Annotated in this window: 19 protein-coding genes; 5 read left to right on the top strand and 14 right to left on the bottom strand. The window is 37.0% G+C overall.

The features are described 5' to 3' along the window. Positions 1–154 precede the first annotated feature (154 nt). The 6 genes from rplA to dprA all read right to left on the bottom strand — a co-directional run bounded on the left by rplA (position 155) and on the right by dprA (position 6,160). On the bottom strand, positions 155–850 hold the full coding sequence (gene rplA, locus DYE60_RS08930; protein ID WP_115316248.1) for a 50S ribosomal protein L1: 696 nt from the start codon (positions 848–850) through the stop codon (positions 155–157). Between the two features lie 3 nt (positions 851–853). Further along, positions 854–1,282 carry a 50S ribosomal protein L11 gene (gene rplK / locus DYE60_RS08925; RefSeq protein WP_115316247.1) on the bottom strand — a complete coding sequence of 143 codons (429 nt, stop codon included), beginning with the start codon at positions 1,280–1,282 and terminating at the stop codon, positions 854–856. Between the two features lie 212 nt (positions 1,283–1,494). Then, positions 1,495–3,462: a reprolysin-like metallopeptidase gene (locus DYE60_RS08920; RefSeq protein WP_115316246.1), complete on the bottom strand. Its 1,968-nt coding sequence runs from the start codon at positions 3,460–3,462 to the stop codon at positions 1,495–1,497. 241 nt (positions 3,463–3,703) lie between these two features. Further along, positions 3,704–4,288: a transcription termination/antitermination protein NusG gene (gene nusG, locus DYE60_RS08915; protein WP_115316245.1), complete on the bottom strand. Its 585-nt coding sequence runs from the start codon at positions 4,286–4,288 to the stop codon at positions 3,704–3,706. Position 4,289: 1 nt separating this feature from the next. Then, positions 4,290–4,703, bottom strand: coding sequence for a preprotein translocase subunit SecE (secE, locus tag DYE60_RS08910; protein ID WP_115316456.1), 414 nt, complete (start codon positions 4,701–4,703; stop codon positions 4,290–4,292). A gap of 332 nt (positions 4,704–5,035) precedes the next feature. Then, a complete protein-coding gene (dprA, locus tag DYE60_RS08905) occupies positions 5,036–6,160 on the bottom strand; it encodes a DNA-processing protein DprA (protein WP_115316244.1) in 1,125 nt (374 codons plus the stop codon). A 95-nt stretch (positions 6,161–6,255) separates the two neighbouring features. On the opposite strand from dprA, the gene def reads away from it, so the two are divergent. Next, positions 6,256–6,768, top strand: a complete 513-nt coding sequence (gene def / locus DYE60_RS08900) for a peptide deformylase (protein ID WP_115316243.1) — start codon at positions 6,256–6,258, stop codon at positions 6,766–6,768. An 11-nt stretch (positions 6,769–6,779) separates the two neighbouring features. Further along, on the top strand, positions 6,780–7,706 hold the full coding sequence (rfaD, locus tag DYE60_RS08895; RefSeq protein ID WP_115316242.1) for an ADP-glyceromanno-heptose 6-epimerase: 927 nt from the start codon (positions 6,780–6,782) through the stop codon (positions 7,704–7,706). Positions 7,707–7,776: 70 nt separating this feature from the next. On the opposite strand, the gene DYE60_RS08890 is transcribed toward rfaD, so the two are convergent. Then, the gene (locus tag DYE60_RS08890) at positions 7,777–9,306 is read right to left on the bottom strand and encodes a YifB family Mg chelatase-like AAA ATPase (RefSeq protein WP_115316241.1); all 1,530 of its coding nucleotides are present in this window, start codon (positions 9,304–9,306) and stop codon (positions 7,777–7,779) included. Between the two features lie 172 nt (positions 9,307–9,478). On the opposite strand from DYE60_RS08890, the gene DYE60_RS08885 reads away from it, so the two are divergent. Continuing rightward, on the top strand, positions 9,479–10,372 hold the full coding sequence (locus tag DYE60_RS08885; RefSeq protein WP_218563625.1) for a DMT family transporter: 894 nt from the start codon (positions 9,479–9,481) through the stop codon (positions 10,370–10,372). Positions 10,373–10,478: 106 nt separating this feature from the next. After that, positions 10,479–11,642 (top strand): FAD-dependent oxidoreductase, encoded by a 1,164-nt coding sequence (locus tag DYE60_RS08880; RefSeq protein WP_115316240.1) that lies wholly within the window; start codon positions 10,479–10,481, stop codon positions 11,640–11,642. Positions 11,643–11,721: 79 nt separating this feature from the next. Here DYE60_RS08880 and DYE60_RS08875 read toward each other — a convergent pair whose 3' ends face one another. The 5 genes from DYE60_RS08875 to ruvA form a co-directional block, all read right to left on the bottom strand. Beyond that, entirely contained in the window at positions 11,722–12,735 is a 1,014-nt protein-coding gene (locus DYE60_RS08875) for a hypothetical protein (protein WP_147285455.1), read from the bottom strand. A 65-nt stretch (positions 12,736–12,800) separates the two neighbouring features. Continuing rightward, positions 12,801–12,947: a hypothetical protein gene (locus DYE60_RS10250; protein WP_172460396.1), complete on the bottom strand. Its 147-nt coding sequence runs from the start codon at positions 12,945–12,947 to the stop codon at positions 12,801–12,803. 125 nt (positions 12,948–13,072) lie between these two features. Continuing rightward, on the bottom strand, positions 13,073–13,915 hold the full coding sequence (locus tag DYE60_RS08870; protein WP_115316238.1) for a radical SAM protein: 843 nt from the start codon (positions 13,913–13,915) through the stop codon (positions 13,073–13,075). After that, a complete protein-coding gene (locus DYE60_RS08865; RefSeq protein WP_115316237.1) occupies positions 13,908–15,446 on the bottom strand; it encodes a YjjI family glycine radical enzyme in 1,539 nt (512 codons plus the stop codon). Before DYE60_RS08865 ends, DYE60_RS08870 begins: the two co-directional genes overlap by 8 nt. Positions 15,447–15,560: 114 nt before the next feature. After that, entirely contained in the window at positions 15,561–16,166 is a 606-nt protein-coding gene (gene ruvA / locus DYE60_RS08860; RefSeq protein WP_115316236.1) for a Holliday junction branch migration protein RuvA, read from the bottom strand. 139 nt (positions 16,167–16,305) lie between these two features. Here ruvA and DYE60_RS08855 point away from each other — a divergent pair, with 139 nt between their 5' ends. After that, positions 16,306–17,886, top strand: a complete 1,581-nt coding sequence (locus DYE60_RS08855) for a BCCT family transporter (RefSeq protein WP_115316235.1) — start codon at positions 16,306–16,308, stop codon at positions 17,884–17,886. 85 nt (positions 17,887–17,971) lie between these two features. Here DYE60_RS08855 and DYE60_RS08850 read toward each other — a convergent pair whose 3' ends face one another. Further along, positions 17,972–18,589: a ubiquinone biosynthesis accessory factor UbiJ gene (locus DYE60_RS08850; RefSeq protein WP_115316234.1), complete on the bottom strand. Its 618-nt coding sequence runs from the start codon at positions 18,587–18,589 to the stop codon at positions 17,972–17,974. 84 nt (positions 18,590–18,673) lie between these two features. After that, positions 18,674–19,933: a transcription termination factor Rho gene (gene rho / locus DYE60_RS08845; protein ID WP_115316233.1), complete on the bottom strand. Its 1,260-nt coding sequence runs from the start codon at positions 19,931–19,933 to the stop codon at positions 18,674–18,676. Between the last annotated feature and the right edge of the window lie 167 nt (positions 19,934–20,100).

The following is a 20,100-nucleotide window of genomic DNA, read 5'->3' as shown; positions in this document are numbered from 1 at the left end:
TATTATTTTTGTGACATTTCTCACAAAATTTTATTTTTATGTATGCTTTTTAACTCTTTTTGTTCTTTTAATGTTATTTTTCACACATTTTGTAATGAGTATAAAAAAAGCGCAACTTAAAAAGTTACGCTTTATATTTAGAAAAATCTAAAAATTAAAGAGCTAATGAAGCTTGATCTACTTCAACACCAGCACCTTGAGTAGTAGAAATCGTTACTTTCTTAACGAAAACACCTTTAGCTGTTGTTGGGCGAGCTTTAATTACTGCACCTAAGAATGCTTCTAAGTTACCTTTAATTTGCTCTTCAGAGAAGTTAGCTTTACCGATTGAAGTATGGATAATACCATTTTTATCATTACGGTAACGAACCTGACCTGATTTAGCATTTTTCACTGCTTCAGCAACGTTTGGTGTTACAGTTCCAACTTTAGGGTTTGGCATTAAACCACGTGGACCTAAAATTTGACCTAATTGACCAACGATACGCATTGCATCTGGACTAGCGATAACAACGTCAAAGTTCATTTCGCCTTTTTTCACTAATTCAGCAAGATCTTCCATACCCACGATGTCTGCACCCGCTTCTTTCGCAGCGTCTGCATTTGCACCTTGTGTGAATACAGCAACACGTACTTCTTTACCAGTTCCGTGTGGTAACACAGTTGCACCACGCACGTTTTGGTCAGATTTACGAGGATCGATACCTAAGTTAACTGCTACATCAACGCTTTCAACAAATTTCTCTGTTGCAAATTTTTTCAATAAAACTACCGCTTCGTTGATTTCATAAGATTTAGTTGCGTCAACACCTTCTCTAATTGCTTTCATACGTTTAGTAAGTTTAGCCATTGATTAGTCCTCCACCACTAAACCCATTGAACGTGCAGTACCTTCAATAGATTTCATCATTGTTTCAATAGTTGCACCAGTCATATCTGCCGCTTTTAATTCTGCGATTTCTTGAACTTGTGCACGAGTTACTTTACCTACTTTAGTTTTGTTAGGTACACCTGAACCAGATTTAACGCCTGCTGCTTTTTTCAACAATACAGCTGCTGGTGGTGTTTTAGTAATGAATGTGAAAGAACGGTCTGCGTAAACTGTGATTACAACAGGAATAGGTAAACCTTTTTCCATGCTGTCAGTTCTTGCGTTGAACGCTTTACAGAATTCCATAATGTTCACACCGTGTTGACCTAATGCAGGACCAACTGGTGGACTTGGGTTTGCCGCACCAGCTGCAACTTGCAACTTAATGTAGGCTTGTACTTTTTTTGCCATTTTTGATTTCCTCTTAATGGGTAATAACGCTAAAAATTAGCTTCCCTAGTTGTGTAAAGACCGCAAATTCTAATGATTTTACGACCATTTTTCAAGCAAAACCGTCAAGATTTTGCAAAAAAGATAAAACAGACCACAATGAAGCGGTCAGTTTTTAATAAAAATTTACTAAAAATAAAAGTAAATATTGAGTCGCTGATTATAACTTAAAGTTAAACAATCTCAAAATGCGAAGGCGACATTATATCAAAATGATTCTCTAATTTAGCAAATGCAATATTTGTGCCGTGATCCTGATAAGATAATACGCCTGTCGATTGATTATAATCTAACATTTCCATTAAATTACTTTTATCTACACGTAATTCACTGAAAATTTCGTGATCTAATCTGATTTTATCACCTTGTTCAAAATCTAAAATCGTATCTAATGTTCCATCAAGCTGATTATTAAAAGCAAAAACATCATTTCCAGCACCACCCATTAAGGTATCCGCACCGACTCCGCCATCTAAATAATCATTGCCTTCGCCGCCTTTAATAAGATCATTGCCGTTACCTCCCCAAATTTTATTATTCGCTTTGTTACCGATTAAAGTATCTGCATATTGTGAACCTTTTAAATTCTCAATTTGAGTACCAAAGCCGATGAACGCATTATCTGTTGAAAATTTATAGCCAAATAGCCCTTCATTAAAGCTGTTACCGTCTTCTATTTTTATGCCTTTAGCGACTTCATCTTTGAAATATTCATTATAATTGCGATAAAACTCAATTTCTTCTAAACCAAAGGCTTTGTTATTCCAATCTGGTGCTTCGCTACCGCCACGATAAATACGAGAACCTGGTGTTAAATCAACATAAACACCATTACCATCAAGTTCATTTGATGCGTCAAAGGTATCAACACCCGCACCATCCCAAATATAAATATCACCATCGCTGCTAGTTTGATTAAAATCTTTAAAGGTATAAACATCATCACCTTTACGTGCGTTTGGGTTTACGCCATAACGATAATGTAAATAAGCCAAATCATACATTCTTAAATCATCAGTTTTGAGCCAGTCTTTATCTGTGACATAGCTCATTAAGGTTGAACCTCTGCTATCCAATTTCCCCTGAGACTCCCACTGATTTCCCTTATCAAACGGGTGCTTTAATCCCATTGTATGTAGCACTTCGTGGGCAATAGTCTGGAAATTCATCGCACTTGAACGATCATCAATCACGACATCGCCACCTAATTCAGCGTAAGCATTACTATTCGGCTTTTCAAGGTGTCGGTTGATATCAAAACGATAAAAATCTAACACTTCATTTTTATCCGATTGCGTTGTATCATTTGTCTCTTCAAATCTCACATCCACATATTCAGCTATCTTATCAAGGGCTGATTTCACTAACGCTTTATCTTGCTCTGAATACTCTTTAGCACCTCGATCAATTTTACCAGTAATGACTTGCCACCATTTTGCACTACCCCATCGAACATTATTTTCGCTATCAAAATGGTTAACGCTTTCTTTTTCGGTCGCAAAATGATATTTAATCACTTTTGTGCCATGAGCATTGCCATATTCACTGTCGGCTAAGCGACCTTCCTTATGAATATGTCCAGCTTCATCATTATAATTTTCATAGCTAAGTACTTTCATAAAGGATGGTAATTGATAATTGCTTAGTTTTTGCTGAGTATGTACCATCTTGCCATTATATTGTTCAAGCTCAACCTCTGAAAGATTAACGGATGTATGAGTTAATTTCGTTGAATCAATAATATAATGCCCATTTTGTTTGCTTAAAAAAGAATTATCAAAAGAAATATTGCGTTCAAGAATGGAAGGGGATGACATGACAAAAGGTTTATATTGATCACTAAACTGGACTAATCCTTGAATATTGGTATCTTTATGGATTTGATATGAAATGGTTTTATGATTGGCGTTGTAAAGATCTTTATAAGGAATATCAGTATAAAAGGTTTTTGTTTCTGAATTAAAGCTCGCAAAATACGCTTTATTATCAATAATAATATCAATGCCCTTAATCGTCTGTGGATTGTGTCCTTTATTAAAGATACCATCAAGATTGTAACCGTGATAATCCACAGCGATATTTTCTAAATCAATCTTTCCGCTCACTCTAATCATCTCGTTACTATTGCTATTTACGCTCATAAATAAAACTCCTATTTCTATAATAAATGATGATAAAGATACCACTGATTATAAAGATTTTTATACATTGAAATACCAAATAATCAGTATAAAATAAAATTAAACAGATAATTAAAAACAACCAGTTAGACCTATTTAATCACAAATATTCTACCATTGTTATTACCAATGAAACCATAAAAAAATACCCCAAATATTGTTTCCAACATTTAGGGTATCTTCATTATTTATAACTAAAAAATTAGCTCTGTTTCTCAACCTGATTAAATGCTAACTCCACAGGGGTTGCACGACCAAAGATTGAAACTGATACTTTGACACGGCTCTTCTCGTAATCCACTTCTTCCACAGTACCAGAAAAGTCTGCAAATGGACCTTCGGTAACACGCACCAACTCACCTGGTTGGAAAGTTGTTTTGTGTTTTGGTTTATCTGAAGTTTCTTGTACACGATTAAGGATACGCTCAGCTTCTTTTTGCGTAATTGGAGCAGGACGATCTGCGGTTCCACCAATAAAGCCCATTACACGTGGAACACTTTTCACTAAGTGCCACGTTTCATCATTCATATCCATTTGTACAAGTACATAACCTGGAAAGAATTTACGTTCTGTTTTACGGCGTTTACCTGCTACATTCTCAATAACTTCTTCTGTTGGCACCAATACTTCACCAAACTGATCTTCCATTTGATGTTGCTTAATATACTCACGCAATGTAATAGCTACTCGAGACTCAAAGCCAGAAAAAGCCTGCAACACATACCAACGTTTATCGCTTGGGGTTGCTTGCTGCTCTTCTTGTGATGTTACTTCTACTTCACTCATCTTAGAACCTCAACTCAGTTAAAAATGTCACTAATTGCACAATGATTGAATCCATTGCCCATAGAATTAAAGATACAACGACAGTAATTGCGATTACAATAAAAGTCGTTTGTGTTGTTTCTTGACGTGTTGGCCAAATAATTTTTCTTAGTTCTAAACGAGATTCTTTTAAAAATCCAATTGCTTTTTTACCTTCATTAGTTAGAGATGCAACTACTAAACCTGCAACACCTAGACCAACCATCAGTAAAACACGAACTAATAAACTAAAATGTGTTGAAAAATACACATTTCCAACGGCTACTACTGCTAAAAGTGCAATAGCAACAACCCATAAAAATGTATTTACACCTTTACTTTTTAATGTAATCTCTGGTGTTTTTTCAGAGACTTTTTTCTTGTTCTTATTTGCCATATAAAACCTAAAATTTGTGTAAAAAAAAGAATATTCAATTTTGAAAGCGTGTAATTCTACCATTTTCTACGCCACTTGCCACGATCTTTTACAAACTTTTGTAAATTTTAATAAAAATATGACCGCTTGGTTTATTTTTTCTTTTCTTGCACGCTTTCCAAAAACCGCTCAAAGTCAGAAATAATGCGTTCAATGATAGTCAAAAAACAGAAATAGTACGCTCTAAACGCTTGATTTCATCAGAGGATAAATAATTTTAGCAATCACGCTATCTGATTTTAAAATAATAATATCATATCGCTATATAAATGAAGTAAATTCTTATCAAAATATCACCGCTTATCCTTCACATATCCCCCTGAAACCTGCTTCACAGCCCCTTCCAATTCGAGGGTTAAAAGTTCAATGAGCAACGTTTCAATACTCATTTCACACACTTCTGCTAAATCATCAGCACTGATTGGCTCAAAACTTAATTTAGATAAAATTTGTTGCTGGCAAGCGGTTAAATTTAGATCGATTTTTGCAAAATTATTTTCTTTGGGTATATCAAACAAGGTCGCTTGTTTTGGGATATTAAAAACAGGCTGAATCTGAAATTCTATTGCTTTTAAAATATCTTCGACACAATCAACTAATAATGCCCCTTCTTTGATCAATTTATGGCAACCCTGTGCATAGGGATCTTGCACTGAATTAGGAATAGCAAACACTTCTCGCCCTTGCTCTAAGGCATAGCGAGCCGTAATCAATGAGCCACTTTTTATGGTTGCTTCCACGACCAATGTTCCCAATGATAAACCACTTATAATTCGATTTCGGCGGGGAAAGTTTTCAGCCAAAGGGGGCTGGTTAGGAAAAAATTCAGACACCAATGCACCATTATTTTCTAAAATCTGTTCAGCAAGCCTTTTATGGCGTGCGGGATAAATTTTATCTAACCCACTGCCTAAAACAGCAATAGTCCGCCCTTTTTCTTTGAGTACTTGTTGATGACAAAATCCATCAATCCCTATCGCCAACCCGCTAGTAACCACAATATTATTTTTCACTAATTCCGCTGAAAAATGTTTTGCCCAGTATTCGCCATAATGGGAATAATCACGGCTTCCCACAATGGCAATTTGTGGCTCAGAAAGCACCGCTTGATCGCCTTTCACAAAAAGTAGCGGAGGTGCTGTGCTGATTTGTCTAAGTAAAAAAGGATAATCTTCATCAAATAATGTTAATAAATGATGACTTTCCTTTTCTTGCCACACTAAAACTTCCTCAATCTTTTTTCTATCAGGGTTAAACCAACGCCGAATTTGTTTTTCATTCCAGCCCATTTGACGAAGCTGTGTTTTATCATAATCACAAAACTCGGTGAAATTGACTTCATTTAAAAGTCGCCCAATACGTTGAGCACCAAGCTGAGGAATTTGGATCAGTTTCAAAAGCTGTTCAATTTTATTCATTATTTTTACCATTTATTGCAATGCCTTTTATTTATAACTAAAAAACGTTAGAATGAAGAACTTTTTATATCAATTTTTCGATAGAGATCCCAAAAATGGCAAGATTAGAAATATTACTGTACCCAGATGAAAACCTGACCAAAATGAGTCAGCCCGTAGAAGTGTTTGACGATGAATTAAGTCAATTTATTGATGATATGTTTGAAACAATGTACGACGATGAAGGCATCGGCTTAGCAGCACCACAAGTTAATGTATTAAAACGCATTATCACCATTGATATTGAAGGCGATAAAACCAATCAAATCGTCTTAATTAACCCAGAGATTCTTGAAAGCAGTGGTGAAACAGGTATTGAAGAAGGCTGTTTGTCTATTCCTGGCTTACGTGGTTTTGTGCCTCGTAAAGAAAAAGTTACCGTTAAAGCACAAGATCGCACAGGTAAAGAATTTACCTTAGAAGCAGACGAATTACTGGCTATTTGTATCCAACACGAAATCGATCACCTAAATGGAATCGTGTTTGCAGACCATTTATCGCCATTAAAACGTAAGCGTATCAAAGATAAAATGGAAAAAATCAAAAAACAAATTGCTCGTCATAAATAGAGGAAAAAATTATGATTATTGTAACAGGCGGTGCAGGTTTTATCGGTAGCAATATCGTAAAAGCACTGAATAAAATTGGCCGTAAAGATATTTTAGTGGTAGATAACCTAAAAAAAGGTGAAAAATTTATTAACCTTGTTGATTTAGATATTGCCGACTACTGTGATCGTGATGATTTTATCGCTTCTATTATTGCAGGCGACGAATTTGATCACATTGATGCTATTTTCCACGAAGGAGCTTGCTCAGCGACCACTGAGTGGGATGGCAAATATATGATGCACAATAACTATGAATATTCAAAAGAGTTATTGCATTACTGCTTAGATCGTGAGATTCCGTTTTTCTACGCATCAAGTGCTGCAACTTACGGCGGTCGCACCGATAACTTCATTGAAAAACGTGAGTTTGAATCGCCATTAAATGTGTATGGTTATTCAAAATTCCTATTTGATGAATATGTTCGCAAATTATTACCAGAAGCGACCTCACCAGTCTGTGGCTTTAAATATTTCAATGTTTACGGCCCACGCGAGCAACATAAAGGTTCAATGGCAAGTGTGGCATTCCACTTAAATACTCAAATCCAAAAAGGCGAAAATCCAAAATTATTTGCTGGAAGTGAAACCTTCTTGCGTGATTTTGTGTATGTGGAAGATGTCGCAGATGTGAATATTTGGGCGTGGCAAAATAATATTTCAGGCATTTATAACTTAGGTACTGGCAACGCAGAATCATTCCGTGAAGTCGCAAATGCCGTTATCAACTTCCACCAAAAAGGCGAAATTGAAACGATCCCATTCCCAGATCATTTAAAATCTCGCTACCAAGCTTATACCCAAGCGGATATTGCCGCATTACGCAATGCAGGTTATGATAAACCATTCAAAACCGTTGCCGAAGGTGTTCAAGCTTATATGGAATGGTTGAATAAATAATCAATTTTTTATAAATAAAAAGATCAATGTTTTTAATATCATTGATCTTTTTTATTTGATCGCTACCTTACTACTCTCCTTGCAATCTTTGCAACACACGATCCATTGCTCGATAACCTAAAGCTTCAGCAAGATGTGGCTGTTGAATTTGAGGTTCTTCCGCCAAATCTGCAATGGTACGAGCGACTTTCAAAATACGATGATAAGCACGCACTGATAGCCCTAATTTCGTCAGGGCATTTTCTAAAAAAATCGCATCTTGTTTGCTGATTTTACAATCTCGCTCAATTTCTTTGGTCGATAGCTTGGCGTTGATTTTTCCTGCTCGTGTTAGCTGAATTTCTCTGGCTTTTAACACTCGTTGTTTAACTTGCTCGGTAGTTTCGCCACGATTAACATTGGGATTTTGCAATGCCCCTTTGGGTAATAATGGCACTTCAATAGATAAATCAAAGCGATCTAAAAAAGGACCTGATAAACGGTTTAAATATCGCATTACTTGTTGGGGCGAAGTGCGATTGTGTGTACCTTGATAATGCCCTATTGGGCTTGGATTCATTGCGGCAATCAGCTGAAAACTTGCAGGAAATTGTACCTTCGCATTGGCTCTGGAAATCACAATTTCGCCTGACTCCAACGGCTGTCGGAGTGCGTCTAATACTTTTTTCTCAAATTCAGGCAGTTCATCTAAAAACAAAATACCGTTGTGGGAAAGGGATATTTCACCGGGTTTAGGAATTGAACCGCCTCCCACTAACGCCACCATTGACGCCGAATGATGAGGCGAGCGAAACGGTCTTTGCTTCCAGTTATGGTAATTTAATTCATTTTGCACAAGGCTTGCCACTGCTGCCGTTTCAATGGCTTCTTCATCATTCATCTCAGGCAATAAATCCGCCAAGCGACTGGCGAGCATAGTTTTACCTGTTCCAGGTGGACCTAAAAATAATAGATTATGTTGCCCTGCCGCAGCAATCATTAAGGCTCTTTTGGCGTGTTGCTGTCCGATAATATCCGTTAAATCTCGTTGAATAAGCAGTGTGATTTTTTGTTCTTTTTGCAAAATTTGTTGGGCGATGGGTAACTGATCACGATTATTCAAAAAATTAACCACTTGCAACAGTGAAGTTGCACAGAGTGTCTGTGTATTAGATACAAGGGATACTTCATTGGCATTTTGTTTGGCGATAATCAAGGCTCGTTTCACTTTTTGAGCCGCAAGTGTGGCTGGAATTGCACCGTGTACACCACGTAAAAATCCCGTTAAAGCAAGCTCCCCTAAAAACTCAAACTGATTGAGTTTATCGCCATCAATCTGCCCTGAGGCTGCCAAAATTCCTATCGCAATCGGCAAGTCAAAACGCCCGCCCTCTTTGGGTAAATCAGCAGGAGCAAGATTAACTGTAATTCGGCGAGCGGGATAACTAAAATTGGCATTTAACAATGCACTACGCACTCGATCACGTGATTCTTTCACTGTGGTTTCAGGCAATCCCACTAACGTTAAACCGGGTTTACCATTGCTAATATGCACTTCAATCGTCACTAAGGGGGCTTCAACACCGATTGAGGCTCGGCTATATACAATGGCTAATGACATAAAAAATCCTGTTTTATTTTCATCTTATCTGAAATTTTAAAGGAGAAAATAAAGCAAAATTATTTTTTCGATCTAGATCGCAAAATTTGCAAATTTTTATAAAAATATTACCGCTTATGGAGTAAAATCCACACCCTATTCCTAAGTTAAAGGGTTAAATAAAGGATTTTGTATGGTGGGGTTCAAAAAACATTATTTTTTATTTATTGTGCTAGCATTGGCAATGATTCGTGGTAGTTCTTATCTTTTTATTAAAGATGTCATTACGGTTTATTCCCCCTTTGAAATCGTCTTTTTTCGGTTTTTCTTAACGGGAATCGTGCTTTTTATTTTTTATCGCAAACTGTTAGCCAAAGCGACAAAATATGATGTAATTTTCGGTGTTTTGGCTGGGTTGTTTCTCTTTTCTGCCTTTGCTTTTCAAACCTATGGCTTAAAATATACCACCGTTTCCAAGCAATCGTTTCTGACTTCTCTTTATATTGTACTCATTCCGCTACTCAATTTTGTTTTCTTTAAAGAAAAGCTACAAAAAGCCGTTGTCGCTGTTTTCTCTCTTATCCTGATTGGGTTATTTTTTATCTCTTTTGATAATGTAGTAAACCTCGAATTATCCTTTAATTATGGTGATTTTCTTACTTTGCTGTGTGCATTTGGGTTTGCCTTAAATATCATTTTAATTTCAAAAATAGCCAAATTTGAGATCCATATAATGAACATTACCACCATTCAAATGCTCTCTACGGGTCTCTTTGCCTTTATTTTTCAGCTTATTTTTGAAAAAGAGATGATTTCATTACAAAGTATGAATTTCTCACTTATCTATTTAATTTTGATTTGCACAATGTTGAATTTCACGCTACAAAATATCTCGCAAAAATACGTGCCAGCTCATATAATGGGGCTGATTTTATCCACAGAAGCCATATTCGGCACTATTTTTGCGGTTATTTTTTTAGAAGAAAAACTAAATACAAATTTCATTATCGGCACAATATTGATCACCGCTGGCGTGGTATTAGTGCAATTTTTTGAGAACAAAAAAGAAAAACAGTCTTTAAATTAAAATTTTTGCGTTTGCTTAAAGTCAAAATTTTTGTAAATTTTTATAAAAATATGACCGCTTGTGATGTAAAATTTGGGTGTATCTAAATTGAAAAGGGTAACAAACAATGCAAGATGTAATCGTGATTGGTGGTGGAATGGTTGGGGCTGCCACAGCGTTAGGTTTGGCAAAGCAAGGGTTAAACGTTGCTTTGCTTGAAAAAAGAGCCTTACCAACATTTTCATCTGAACAGCCTTATGATTTACGCATTTCAGCAATCAGCAAAGCCTCCGTTCAATTATTGGACGAGTTAGGGGCGTGGCAAGCCATTCAAACGATGCGAGTTTGCCCTTATGACGGTTTGGAAACGTGGGAAATTGACGGGTTTAATACGGTATTTTCCGCACAGGATTTAGGGCTGAATGAACTGGGCTATATGGTTGAAAATAATGTAATCCAGCTCGGTTTATGGCAATGTTTAAAAGATTATCCAAATTGTCAGCAAGCGGTCGGATTTGAACAACTTTCTGCAAAAAATGAACAGGGCATTTGGACGATAACCATTGATGATCAACAACAATTTTCTGCCCCTTTAATTGTCGCCGCTGACGGTGCAAATTCTCAGGTGCGTGGTTGGGCTGGGATTGGGCTAACCAGTTGGCAATATCGTCAGCACTGTTTATTAGCTGTCGTCAAAACTGAATTACCGCAACAGAGCGTGACTTGGCAACAATTTCATCATAGCGGACCTCGTGCTTTTTTACCTTTATTAGATTATCAAGGTTGTGTGGTTTGGTACGATTCGCCACAACGTATCAAGGAATTACAAAACCTTTCATCAGAAAAATTAACCACAGAAATTCTGACACACTTTCCACAACGTTTAGGACAAATTGAAGTGGAAAATTGTGGGGCGTTCCCACTCACTCGCCAACACGCCCAAAGCTATTTTAAAAATGGGATTGTATTGGTGGGAGACTCGGCTCATACGATCAACCCACTGGCTGGACAAGGAGTAAATTTAGGCTTTAAAGATGTCAAAGCCCTCTTAAATGTATTAGAAAAAGCCCAACAAAAAGGCGAGAATTTGGCGAGTGATGAGGTGTTAAAACGCTATCAAAACAAACGTAAACCTGATAATTTGTTAATGCAATCCGGAATGGATTTCTTCTATAAAACCTTTAAAACGGATTTATTGCCCCTTAAAATTGTCAGAAATTTAGGGTTATTTACCGCAGATAAAATTACGCCTTTGAAAAATCGTGCATTGAAATATGCGATTGGGTTGTAACTTTTAAGCGGTCATATTTTTTGAAATTTTTGCAAAAATAAAAGGCTTGTGAAATTCGCAAGCCTTTGTTGTATTTACCCTAAATCAGCTCAAATGCACTGATTGGCTGTATCGCCATATCATAGCTCGTCGGCTCATTGAATGAATAGTTGCTGTGTCTTGAAGTAGATACACTTCCGTCAACAACATCACCTAAATCCCAACGATGAGTAATATCTTTATTGATAGGGGTATATTCTTTCAATTCCCCATTTATATTTGAGATTTTGCTTGAATCCAACCAAGCTTGATGTTCCTTACCTATTGCATCTAAATAAACATCAACTTTATTGGAAAGTAAATCACGTACTTGAACCTGAGAATCCCCTTCTGTTCCAACTTCTCCGTAAACTAAGTGCTTATCTAAATCAATTCTTACATACCAATGATCGTCTGGATTATCAGGGTGTTTAGGATCTCGTCCAAAATCATATTCAACCAATTCATAATTTAACACCGTCGTTTTTCCTTGTGCATTATGTTCTGCTGAACCAAAAACCTTAAATTCATCGTGCCATTTACCATTAGAATAATGAAAAATGGGTTTATATAAATTTAATAATTCTCGATCTGATAAAACATTCCCCTCTTCATTTGGTTGCTCTATTTTTGGGTCATCCTGATGAGAATTATCTTTTGGAGAGGGTTCATTTTTATGATTTTCATCCTTTGGTTGATCTTTATGTGTTTCATCTTTATGGCTTTCATCCTCTGGCTCAGGCATTAAATTGCCCTTCTCTGTTGAAGAACCATTAGAATGATGATTACCGCCACTATGACCTCGACTTGCTAAAAGACCAAGCGGTGCAAGTGCCAAAGCTCCCCACCATAACGAGGAGCTACTAATACTGCTATCGTTGGTAAGCACTTGTGGAGTTAAATCCCCATGTATCAAAGAATAAGAATCTTGAGCTTCTGAATCAGTAGGAGCATATTCATAATATTGCCCATTACCATTTAAGCCCACCAAATGATTTTCAGTACTTATTTCATTCGTGTTCTGATAATAGTTTTTAATTTGAATACTCGGCTGAGGGGGTGGATTGTCATCCAAAGAATAAGTAAAGAGGTAAATAAATAAGTCTGAACCGATTTTTTTGGTGATAATGCGTTGTGGTGCTAGTCCAGAAATAGTATCGAATAGCTCATAGTATGCTGTGCTGTGCTGTGCTGTGCTGTATCTAAGACTAATGTCTTTCCTTTCACAATGTCAAACCAATCTTGCAAATTTTGTTGACTATCTTTGATTCTTAACTGAAAACCCATTGATTTCTCCTTAGTAAGCAAATTTTTTACACTATTTGTTGATAATACAATAAATAATTATCTAAGCTCTATTTTAATAATAAACTTGTTCTTTTTCTATATTTTGTATAAAAAATAAGTTATTTTTAATAAACTGTTACCACTTTCTTAAATCCACACTGTTTTGCATAATCTACTAATTGATCCATATCTTCAATAGTTGGAATATAAGGGGCTAAACCGTCAGGGTCTCTCGACCCTTTATTATGTACGCGGATTATTTTTAAAATTACGTCTTTTGATGGATTAAGCTGAGCAACGCTTTCAAGCAATAATTTTCCATCAAAAAAGCCATTTATCATGACTAAGCGGATTTCTTCCACTTTGTTTAATTTCAGCAATTTTTCTAAATTTTGTAAATTTCGATCTAAATTTGACCGCTTGATCCTTTGGTGAAAGGGATCCGTTATCGCGATTCTTTCAGGATAAACCTTGCCCTCTCGATTTTTACGATCAAAACAGAGGCTTTGTAAACCGTCGCCTATCCCTTTGAGATCAAATAAAAATTTATCGGTAACGTCGATCAATTCTTTGGTTTTTTCAAAATCAAAAAAGCCACAGCTATCCAAGTAACAAGTCAAACCTTGCTCTTTTAGGGCTTTGAACAGGGGAACTAATTTTTTATGGTGAATGGTTGGTTCGCCTCCTGAAACAGTTACGCCACGAATAAAAGGTACGGCATCCATGACTTGCTGATACAAATAATCTAAGCTGACATTTTTGCTTTCAGCAGTGTAGCGTGGGATAGTTTCAGGGTTGTGGCAATACAAGCAGTTGAGCTTGCAACCTTGCAGAAAAATACTGGTGCGATTGCCCATTCCCTCCACATTGGAAAAGGGGATAATCCGATGTAGAGGGAGGGTAATTTCGCTTAGAGAAACGGGGTTATCAAGCGGTTGTTTTTTATGAAAAATTTGCAAATTAGGCATTTACATCTTTTTCATCACGCAGTTGGCGGTCAAACACTTGGGCACATTCGTCTGTGCCAGAGCCGAACCAAGTGGTGTCACGCATAACCGCTTCGCCTTTTCTAAATTTTTCTACTTCGCTTTTCTTCACAAGATAACCTGTCACGCGGATTAAATCGGTATTTTTGAGATAAGTTGTTATGTAGCGATAGCCATTCGCAAAGGCACCATCAATAATATCCACCACCGCATCTAAATGATCAACATAAGTTTGATCAAAAGCGAAAAGATCCCCCGTGCCTGATGGGAAATATTTATGATAAGGGGCGGATTGTTTTAAGTGTGGCAGTAATGATGGCTCTTGCCCAACACGGATACGGTGAGCAGGGGTATTGGCTTTGTCTTCTTCGTTGATGCTTGCCCCCACTTGTGCGTGTAGTAGGTAACGTCCGTGAGTGCGTTCTACATATAGCCCTTTGTGTGCATTCGTTATTGCTTCTAATTTATCCATAATGGCGGTCGCAATTTCATCGCCTCTTACACTTTTTCCAAAGGTTTCATCAATGCCTTCGCACTGTAACAAATGGTTGGTGGCATCCGCCAGCCCTACGATGGCAAGCATACTCGTGAAATTGTGGGGCTGTAAAAAGCCTTCTTTTACCAAGAAATCGCTTTTGAAGAAGTTGCTCTCTTCCACTAAGAATTTATGGCGTTTATCCATGGTAGAAAGGGCCAATTTTGCCACTTTTGGTAATAAATGATTAACCATTTCATCAACGGTTTTACAAGCTCGTCCGATAGTACCCAAACGTAAACGCGTTAAGGTGTAAGCCCCGCCACATTCAGGTAAGGCGTTATAACAACTTGCAATACCATAGGCTTCGCCAAGTTCTGATTTGTAATATGGATCATTCGCAAATGATGGCTTTGAAACAAGTAAACACGCTTTTGCAGCAAGTTCAGCAAATTCTTGCGAAGTTTGAGCTTTGTCGTAGCGAATCGTCATATTTGGGGTTGGATTTTCAAGCTCAATCACGGCTTTTAAGATTAAACGCCCCGCTTTGGTGTCCACAGGTCCAACGTTAGCGTGACAGAAAGAATCCGGCACGGTTTTATCGACGTGATTTAAGAAACGTTTAATTTTGATGTAATCCTGCTCTTCATCGGTGATAAAAGGATCGAGCAAGAGATCAAGGCGACCGATATACACAGGGAAAGTGGTAATTGACGGCACGTGGGAATAAATAATCAACAAGCCGTCTAACACTTCATCCAAATTCGTCGGCACGGGCAAATCCAAAAACTGGCAACCTTTTTGAATATACACATTGTAATCAGGCAAAATATAGCGTGGACGATAAATCGCATAACCTTCATTCAAATCGCAAATCATATGATTTGCGATATATTGATATTCTTCTTCCGTGTAGTTGAGTAATTCTTTTGGATTGATGAGACGCTCCGCAATGTTCGCCAGTAACATGCCTTTTTGCTGACAAGTTAAGGCGTCCGATTTGACGGTGTCTAAAATATCTTGAATGGTTGATTGCATTTGAAATTCCCCTTAAATAAAAGTTAAGAAAATTATTTTAAAATAGCCTATATAAAGGTACAAACCGCATTTGTTAATTATGTGATCTATTTAACAAAATTTATTCATCAATAATTATAACGAACGCTTCAATGCCTCACGAATAATCTCTTCGCTACTGAGATCTTTTTGAGTAATATGTTTTAACATTTTCTCAATTTCTGTTGCTTTATAACCTAATGAAATCAATGCTTCTTTTGCTTCATCGGTTGGATTAGGTGTATTTATTTGTGCTGTCTGATGACTAGATTGTTCCATAAAGAAGTCAGTTTGTGCCACAGATTTGAATTTGCCTTTTAATTCTACAAGCAAACGTTCTGCTGTTTTTTTACCTATTCCTGGTATTTTAGTTAATTTTACGACATCTTCATTTTCAATTGCTGTCGCAAAGTCATACACCGACATTGCCGATAAAATCGCAAGGGCAAGCTTAGGTCCAACGCCGTTGGTTTTAATTAAGTCTCTAAATAAGGTGCGATCGATTTTTTCTGAAAAACCAAAAAGTAAATGGGCATCTTCTCGAATACTTAAATGAGTAAAAAGTGTGGTTTCTTCTCCAACATTGGGTAAGTTATAAAAACTGGTCATTGGGAGGAGTAATTCATAGCCGACACCTTGCACATCTAACACAATTTCAGGTGGCGTTTTTTCAATAATTTTGCCGTGTAATCGTCCGATCATGGTTCTTTTCTCTCTCTAAAATAATAGGCTTAAGGATACACAAAGACTGGATAAAATAACAGTGGAATTTGCGATTTATTTGTTATAAGAGGGGGAAAATGGTAGTATAATGCTCTTTTTTATCGGACTTAGAGGAAATATGAAACCAAAAAAACATCACGATAAGTACAGTATTCACAATACTGATTACGAAATCGGACAAGATAATATCCAAAAATGGGGCTTTGATATTCACAATGCTGTTTTCGGTATTAGTGCGGGCTTAATTATTCTTTTCTTAGCAGCAGTATTGATCGCTGATTCTCATGTAGCAAAAGAAGTATTAGATGGCATTAAATGGAAAATCATCGGCAATTTTGACAGTTTATTTATTATTGCAGGTAATATTTTTGTTATTTTCTGTTTAGCGTTAATCGTGTTACCTGTTGGACGTATCCGTTTAGGCGGTGCAGATGCAAAACCTGAGCATTCACGTGTTTCTTGGTTTGCAATGTTATTCGCAGCAGGAATGGGGATCGGTTTAATGTTCTGGTCTGTGGCAGAGCCTGTGGCTTACTATACTGGCTGGTATAAAACGCCATTAAATGTGGTTGCAAATACCAAAGAAGCGGCTGATCTTGCAATGGGTGCAACAATGTATCACTGGGGCTTACACCCTTGGGCAGCTTATGCATTAGTGGCACTTTCATTAGCATTCTTTGCTTATAACAAAGGCTTACCTCTTTCTATCCGTTCTGTGTTCTATCCATTATTGGGTGAAAGAACGTGGGGTTGGATTGGACACATCATTGACGTTTTAGCCGTAGTTGCAACACTATTTGGTTTAGCAACATCATTAGGTTTAGGCGCTCAACAAGCTGCGGGTGGTTTACACCATATTTTCGGCTTTGAAAATAACATTACCTTACAAATCGTTATCATCGTTGTGGTAACCCTAGTTGCCCTTTACTCTGTAGTAAAAGGCGTTGATGGCGGTGTGAAATTATTAAGTAACATCAATATGGGTATCGCGGTTGCATTATTACTTTTTGTTGCTGGATTAAATATCGCTATCGTTTCTGACACAATTCCAACCACATTAACGGCTTATGTAAAAAATATTATTCCATTAAGTAATCCGTTTGGACGCGAAGATGAAGCGTGGTTCCAAGGCTGGACAGTATTCTACTGGGCGTGGTGGTTCTCTTGGTCACCATTCGTGGGTATGTTCATTGCTCGTGTATCAAAAGGACGCACAATCCGTGAATTCTTACTCGCTGTATTGATTGTTCCAACGTTAGTGACTTTAGTTTGGATGTCTACTTTCGGTGGTGTAGCGATTGATCAAGTGTTAAATAAAGTAGGTGCATTAGGTCAAAATGGCTTAAAAGAAGTGTCACTTGCAATGTTCCAAATGTTTGACGCATTGCCATTTGCAAGCATTCTTTCATTTGTAGGTATTATTTTAGTATTAGTGTTCTTCGTGACTTCATCAGACTCAGGTTCATTAGTAATTGATAGTATTACCGCAGGTGGTAAAGTGGACGCACCCGTGCCACAACGTATCTTCTGGGCAACCATTCAAGGTGCTGTTGCAGCCTCATTGATTTGGGTGGGTGGAACAGAAGCAATTCAAGCACTCCAAGCAGGAGCTATCTCAACGGCACTACCATTTACAATTATTCTATTGTTAATGTGTGTAAGCTTAGTGATGGGATTACGCACCGAGCGTTATAAGTAACATAAATCACATTAAGTGAAAAAACGAAGACCTCATTTTTATGAGGTCTTTTTGTTTTTGCAAATTTTACAAAAAATATGACCGCTTATTTTTGCATTCTCATTTCAAGCTGATTCACACGCTTTTCCAAAGCGGTTACTTCATCACAAAAATTTGCAATTTCAAGTTGATGTACTAAAACAGGGCGTTCGTTGATCAGATTATCCACCAAATGTTCTTGGGTTTGAAAAACTTGTTGTTTGACTTTATTTAGCACCCCTCTAGCGAGATCTGTTGAGCCTTGTGCTATCACATCGCCCACAAAAGGTGAAAGTAACTCAGCCGGATCTTTTTCTAATTCATCAAGCAATTGGACAAAATGTTGTAAAACTTGGATATCACCTTCTAAAAGTAAGGTTTTATTATTGATTAACGTTGTCAGTTTGCTTTTATCTGCAAGCTTAGGCAGAGCTGAACGTTGTAAAGTTACACTGCAATTTGGTTCGCCTTCATAATTTAAAAGCCAATTTGTTTGTGTGTCACTAAATACAATTACACAGCGAAATTCAGGCTGTAATAATATAATAGAAAGCGTTGTTTCATTAAGTTTGCGTAAAGTAGTTAAGCAATGAGGGGAACGTTTGATTAGATGATTAAAGCTGGTTTCTAAGATACCAATACCAAGCTGAGGTAACATAAGTTGTTGTTTTAGTTGAGCTAACATTATAATTTCCTATTTATAATTCAAAACCTTCCTCACTATTATTAAAAAATATTAAGGAAGGCTTTATGCTTAATTTAGGCTAAACTATGAACGTTTCATTATCTCAAAAAATTCATCGTTAGTTTTAGCAACCATTAACTTATCAATTAAGAATTCCATTGCGGTCACTTCGTCCATAGGATTGATAATCTTACGAAGTACCCACATTTTTTGTAGTTCATCAGGTGTCGTAATTAAATCTTCTTTACGTGTACCAGAAGGATTAAAGTTAATCGCAGGGAACACACGTTTTTCAGCAATTTTACGAGAAAGGTGTAATTCCATATTACCCGTTCCTTTAAACTCTTCAAAGATTACTTCGTCCATTTTTGAACCTGTATCCACAAGTGCTGTTGCAATAATGGTTAAGCTTCCACCTTCTTCAATATTACGTGCCGCACCGAAGAAACGTTTTGGACGATGTAAAGCGTTTGCATCCACACCACCAGAAAGAATTTTACCTGATGAAGGCGTAACAGTATTGTAAGCACGTGCTAAACGGGTGATTGAGTCTAATAAAATGACGACATCTTTTTTATGCTCAACTAAACGTTTTGCTTTTTCAATCACCATTTCAGCCACTTGTACGTGACGAGAGGCTGGCTCATCAAAGGTTGAAGCAATCACCTCGCCTTTTACTGAACGAGTCATTTCTGTTACTTCTTCTGGACGCTCATCAATCAATAGTACGATTAACTCACATTCAGGATAATTTGCAGTAATACTTTGTGCGATATTTTGAAGTAAAACCGTTTTACCCGCTTTTGGTGGTGCTACGATCAAACCACGCTGACCTTTACCGATGGGTGCGGCTAAATCTAAAATTCGAGCCGTTAAATCTTCACTTGAACCATTACCACGTTCCATTTTTAAACGTGAGATTGGGTGTAATGGGGTTAAGTTTTCAAATAAGATTTTGTTACGAGAGACTTCAGGTTTATCGTCATTAACTTTTGATACTTTAAGAAGGGCAAAATAGCGTTCGCTGTCTTTTGGCGGTCTAATTTTACCTTCAATGCTATCACCCGTTTGTAGATTAAAACGGCGAATTTGACTTGGAGAAACGTAAATATCGTCTGGCCCTGCTAAATACGAACTATCATTAGAACGTAAGAAACCAAAACCATCTGGTAAAATTTCTAATACGCCTCGTCCGAAAATGTCTTCACCACTTTTTGCGTGTTGTTTTAAAATAGCGAAAATAATATCTTGTTTACGTAAACGACCTAGATTTTCTAAGCCTTGTGATTCGCCTAATGTCAGTAATTCTGAAACAGGCATTGTTTTTAACTGTGTTAAATGCATAGGAAAGTTTTCTATATTTCTGTGTAAATTAAATTAAAAATGTTGATTGGATAACTGAATTTTATTTTGAATAGTTTCAGTAAGAATTGCGGTTGTAAAGGTTACCTTGATTTGCATAAATTTGCAAATTTTTTATGCAAATTGCCCACTATTTTTTGTAATTTTAG

Origin of the sequence: Phocoenobacter uteri, from assembly GCF_900454895.1 — a bacterium.
Classification (GTDB): domain Bacteria; phylum Pseudomonadota; class Gammaproteobacteria; order Enterobacterales; family Pasteurellaceae; genus Phocoenobacter; species Phocoenobacter uteri.
Note: the sequence above shows the minus strand (reverse complement) of the source record. Positions and strands in the feature narration are given on the sequence as shown.

What these genes read in the sequence shown, in the direction of transcription:
- DYE60_RS08855 (WP_115316235.1), top strand. Translation starts at nt 16,306, where the DNA reads ATGAAACCAAAAAAACATCACGATAAGTACAGTATTCACAATACTGAT.
- secE (WP_115316456.1), bottom strand. Translation starts at nt 4,703, where the DNA reads ATGGCAAATAAGAACAAGAAAAAAGTCTCTGAAAAAACACCAGAGATT.
- DYE60_RS08865 (WP_115316237.1), bottom strand. Translation starts at nt 15,446, where the DNA reads ATGCAATCAACCATTCAAGATATTTTAGACACCGTCAAATCGGACGCC.
- DYE60_RS08920 (WP_115316246.1), bottom strand. Translation starts at nt 3,462, where the DNA reads ATGAGCGTAAATAGCAATAGTAACGAGATGATTAGAGTGAGCGGAAAG.
- dprA (WP_115316244.1), bottom strand. Translation starts at nt 6,160, where the DNA reads ATGAATAAAATTGAACAGCTTTTGAAACTGATCCAAATTCCTCAGCTT.
- DYE60_RS08890 (WP_115316241.1), bottom strand. Translation starts at nt 9,306, where the DNA reads ATGTCATTAGCCATTGTATATAGCCGAGCCTCAATCGGTGTTGAAGCC.
- DYE60_RS08850 (WP_115316234.1), bottom strand. Translation starts at nt 18,589, where the DNA reads ATGTTAGCTCAACTAAAACAACAACTTATGTTACCTCAGCTTGGTATT.
- DYE60_RS08880 (WP_115316240.1), top strand. Translation starts at nt 10,479, where the DNA reads ATGCAAGATGTAATCGTGATTGGTGGTGGAATGGTTGGGGCTGCCACA.
- DYE60_RS08885 (WP_218563625.1), top strand. Translation starts at nt 9,479, where the DNA reads ATGGTGGGGTTCAAAAAACATTATTTTTTATTTATTGTGCTAGCATTG.
- DYE60_RS08870 (WP_115316238.1), bottom strand. Translation starts at nt 13,915, where the DNA reads ATGCCTAATTTGCAAATTTTTCATAAAAAACAACCGCTTGATAACCCC.
- ruvA (WP_115316236.1), bottom strand. Translation starts at nt 16,166, where the DNA reads ATGATCGGACGATTACACGGCAAAATTATTGAAAAAACGCCACCTGAA.
- nusG (WP_115316245.1), bottom strand. Translation starts at nt 4,288, where the DNA reads ATGAGTGAAGTAGAAGTAACATCACAAGAAGAGCAGCAAGCAACCCCA.
- def (WP_115316243.1), top strand. Translation starts at nt 6,256, where the DNA reads ATGGCAAGATTAGAAATATTACTGTACCCAGATGAAAACCTGACCAAA.
- DYE60_RS10250 (WP_172460396.1), bottom strand. Translation starts at nt 12,947, where the DNA reads ATGGGTTTTCAGTTAAGAATCAAAGATAGTCAACAAAATTTGCAAGAT.
- rplA (WP_115316248.1), bottom strand. Translation starts at nt 850, where the DNA reads ATGGCTAAACTTACTAAACGTATGAAAGCAATTAGAGAAGGTGTTGAC.
- rho (WP_115316233.1), bottom strand. Translation starts at nt 19,933, where the DNA reads ATGCATTTAACACAGTTAAAAACAATGCCTGTTTCAGAATTACTGACA.
- rplK (WP_115316247.1), bottom strand. Translation starts at nt 1,282, where the DNA reads ATGGCAAAAAAAGTACAAGCCTACATTAAGTTGCAAGTTGCAGCTGGT.
- rfaD (WP_115316242.1), top strand. Translation starts at nt 6,780, where the DNA reads ATGATTATTGTAACAGGCGGTGCAGGTTTTATCGGTAGCAATATCGTA.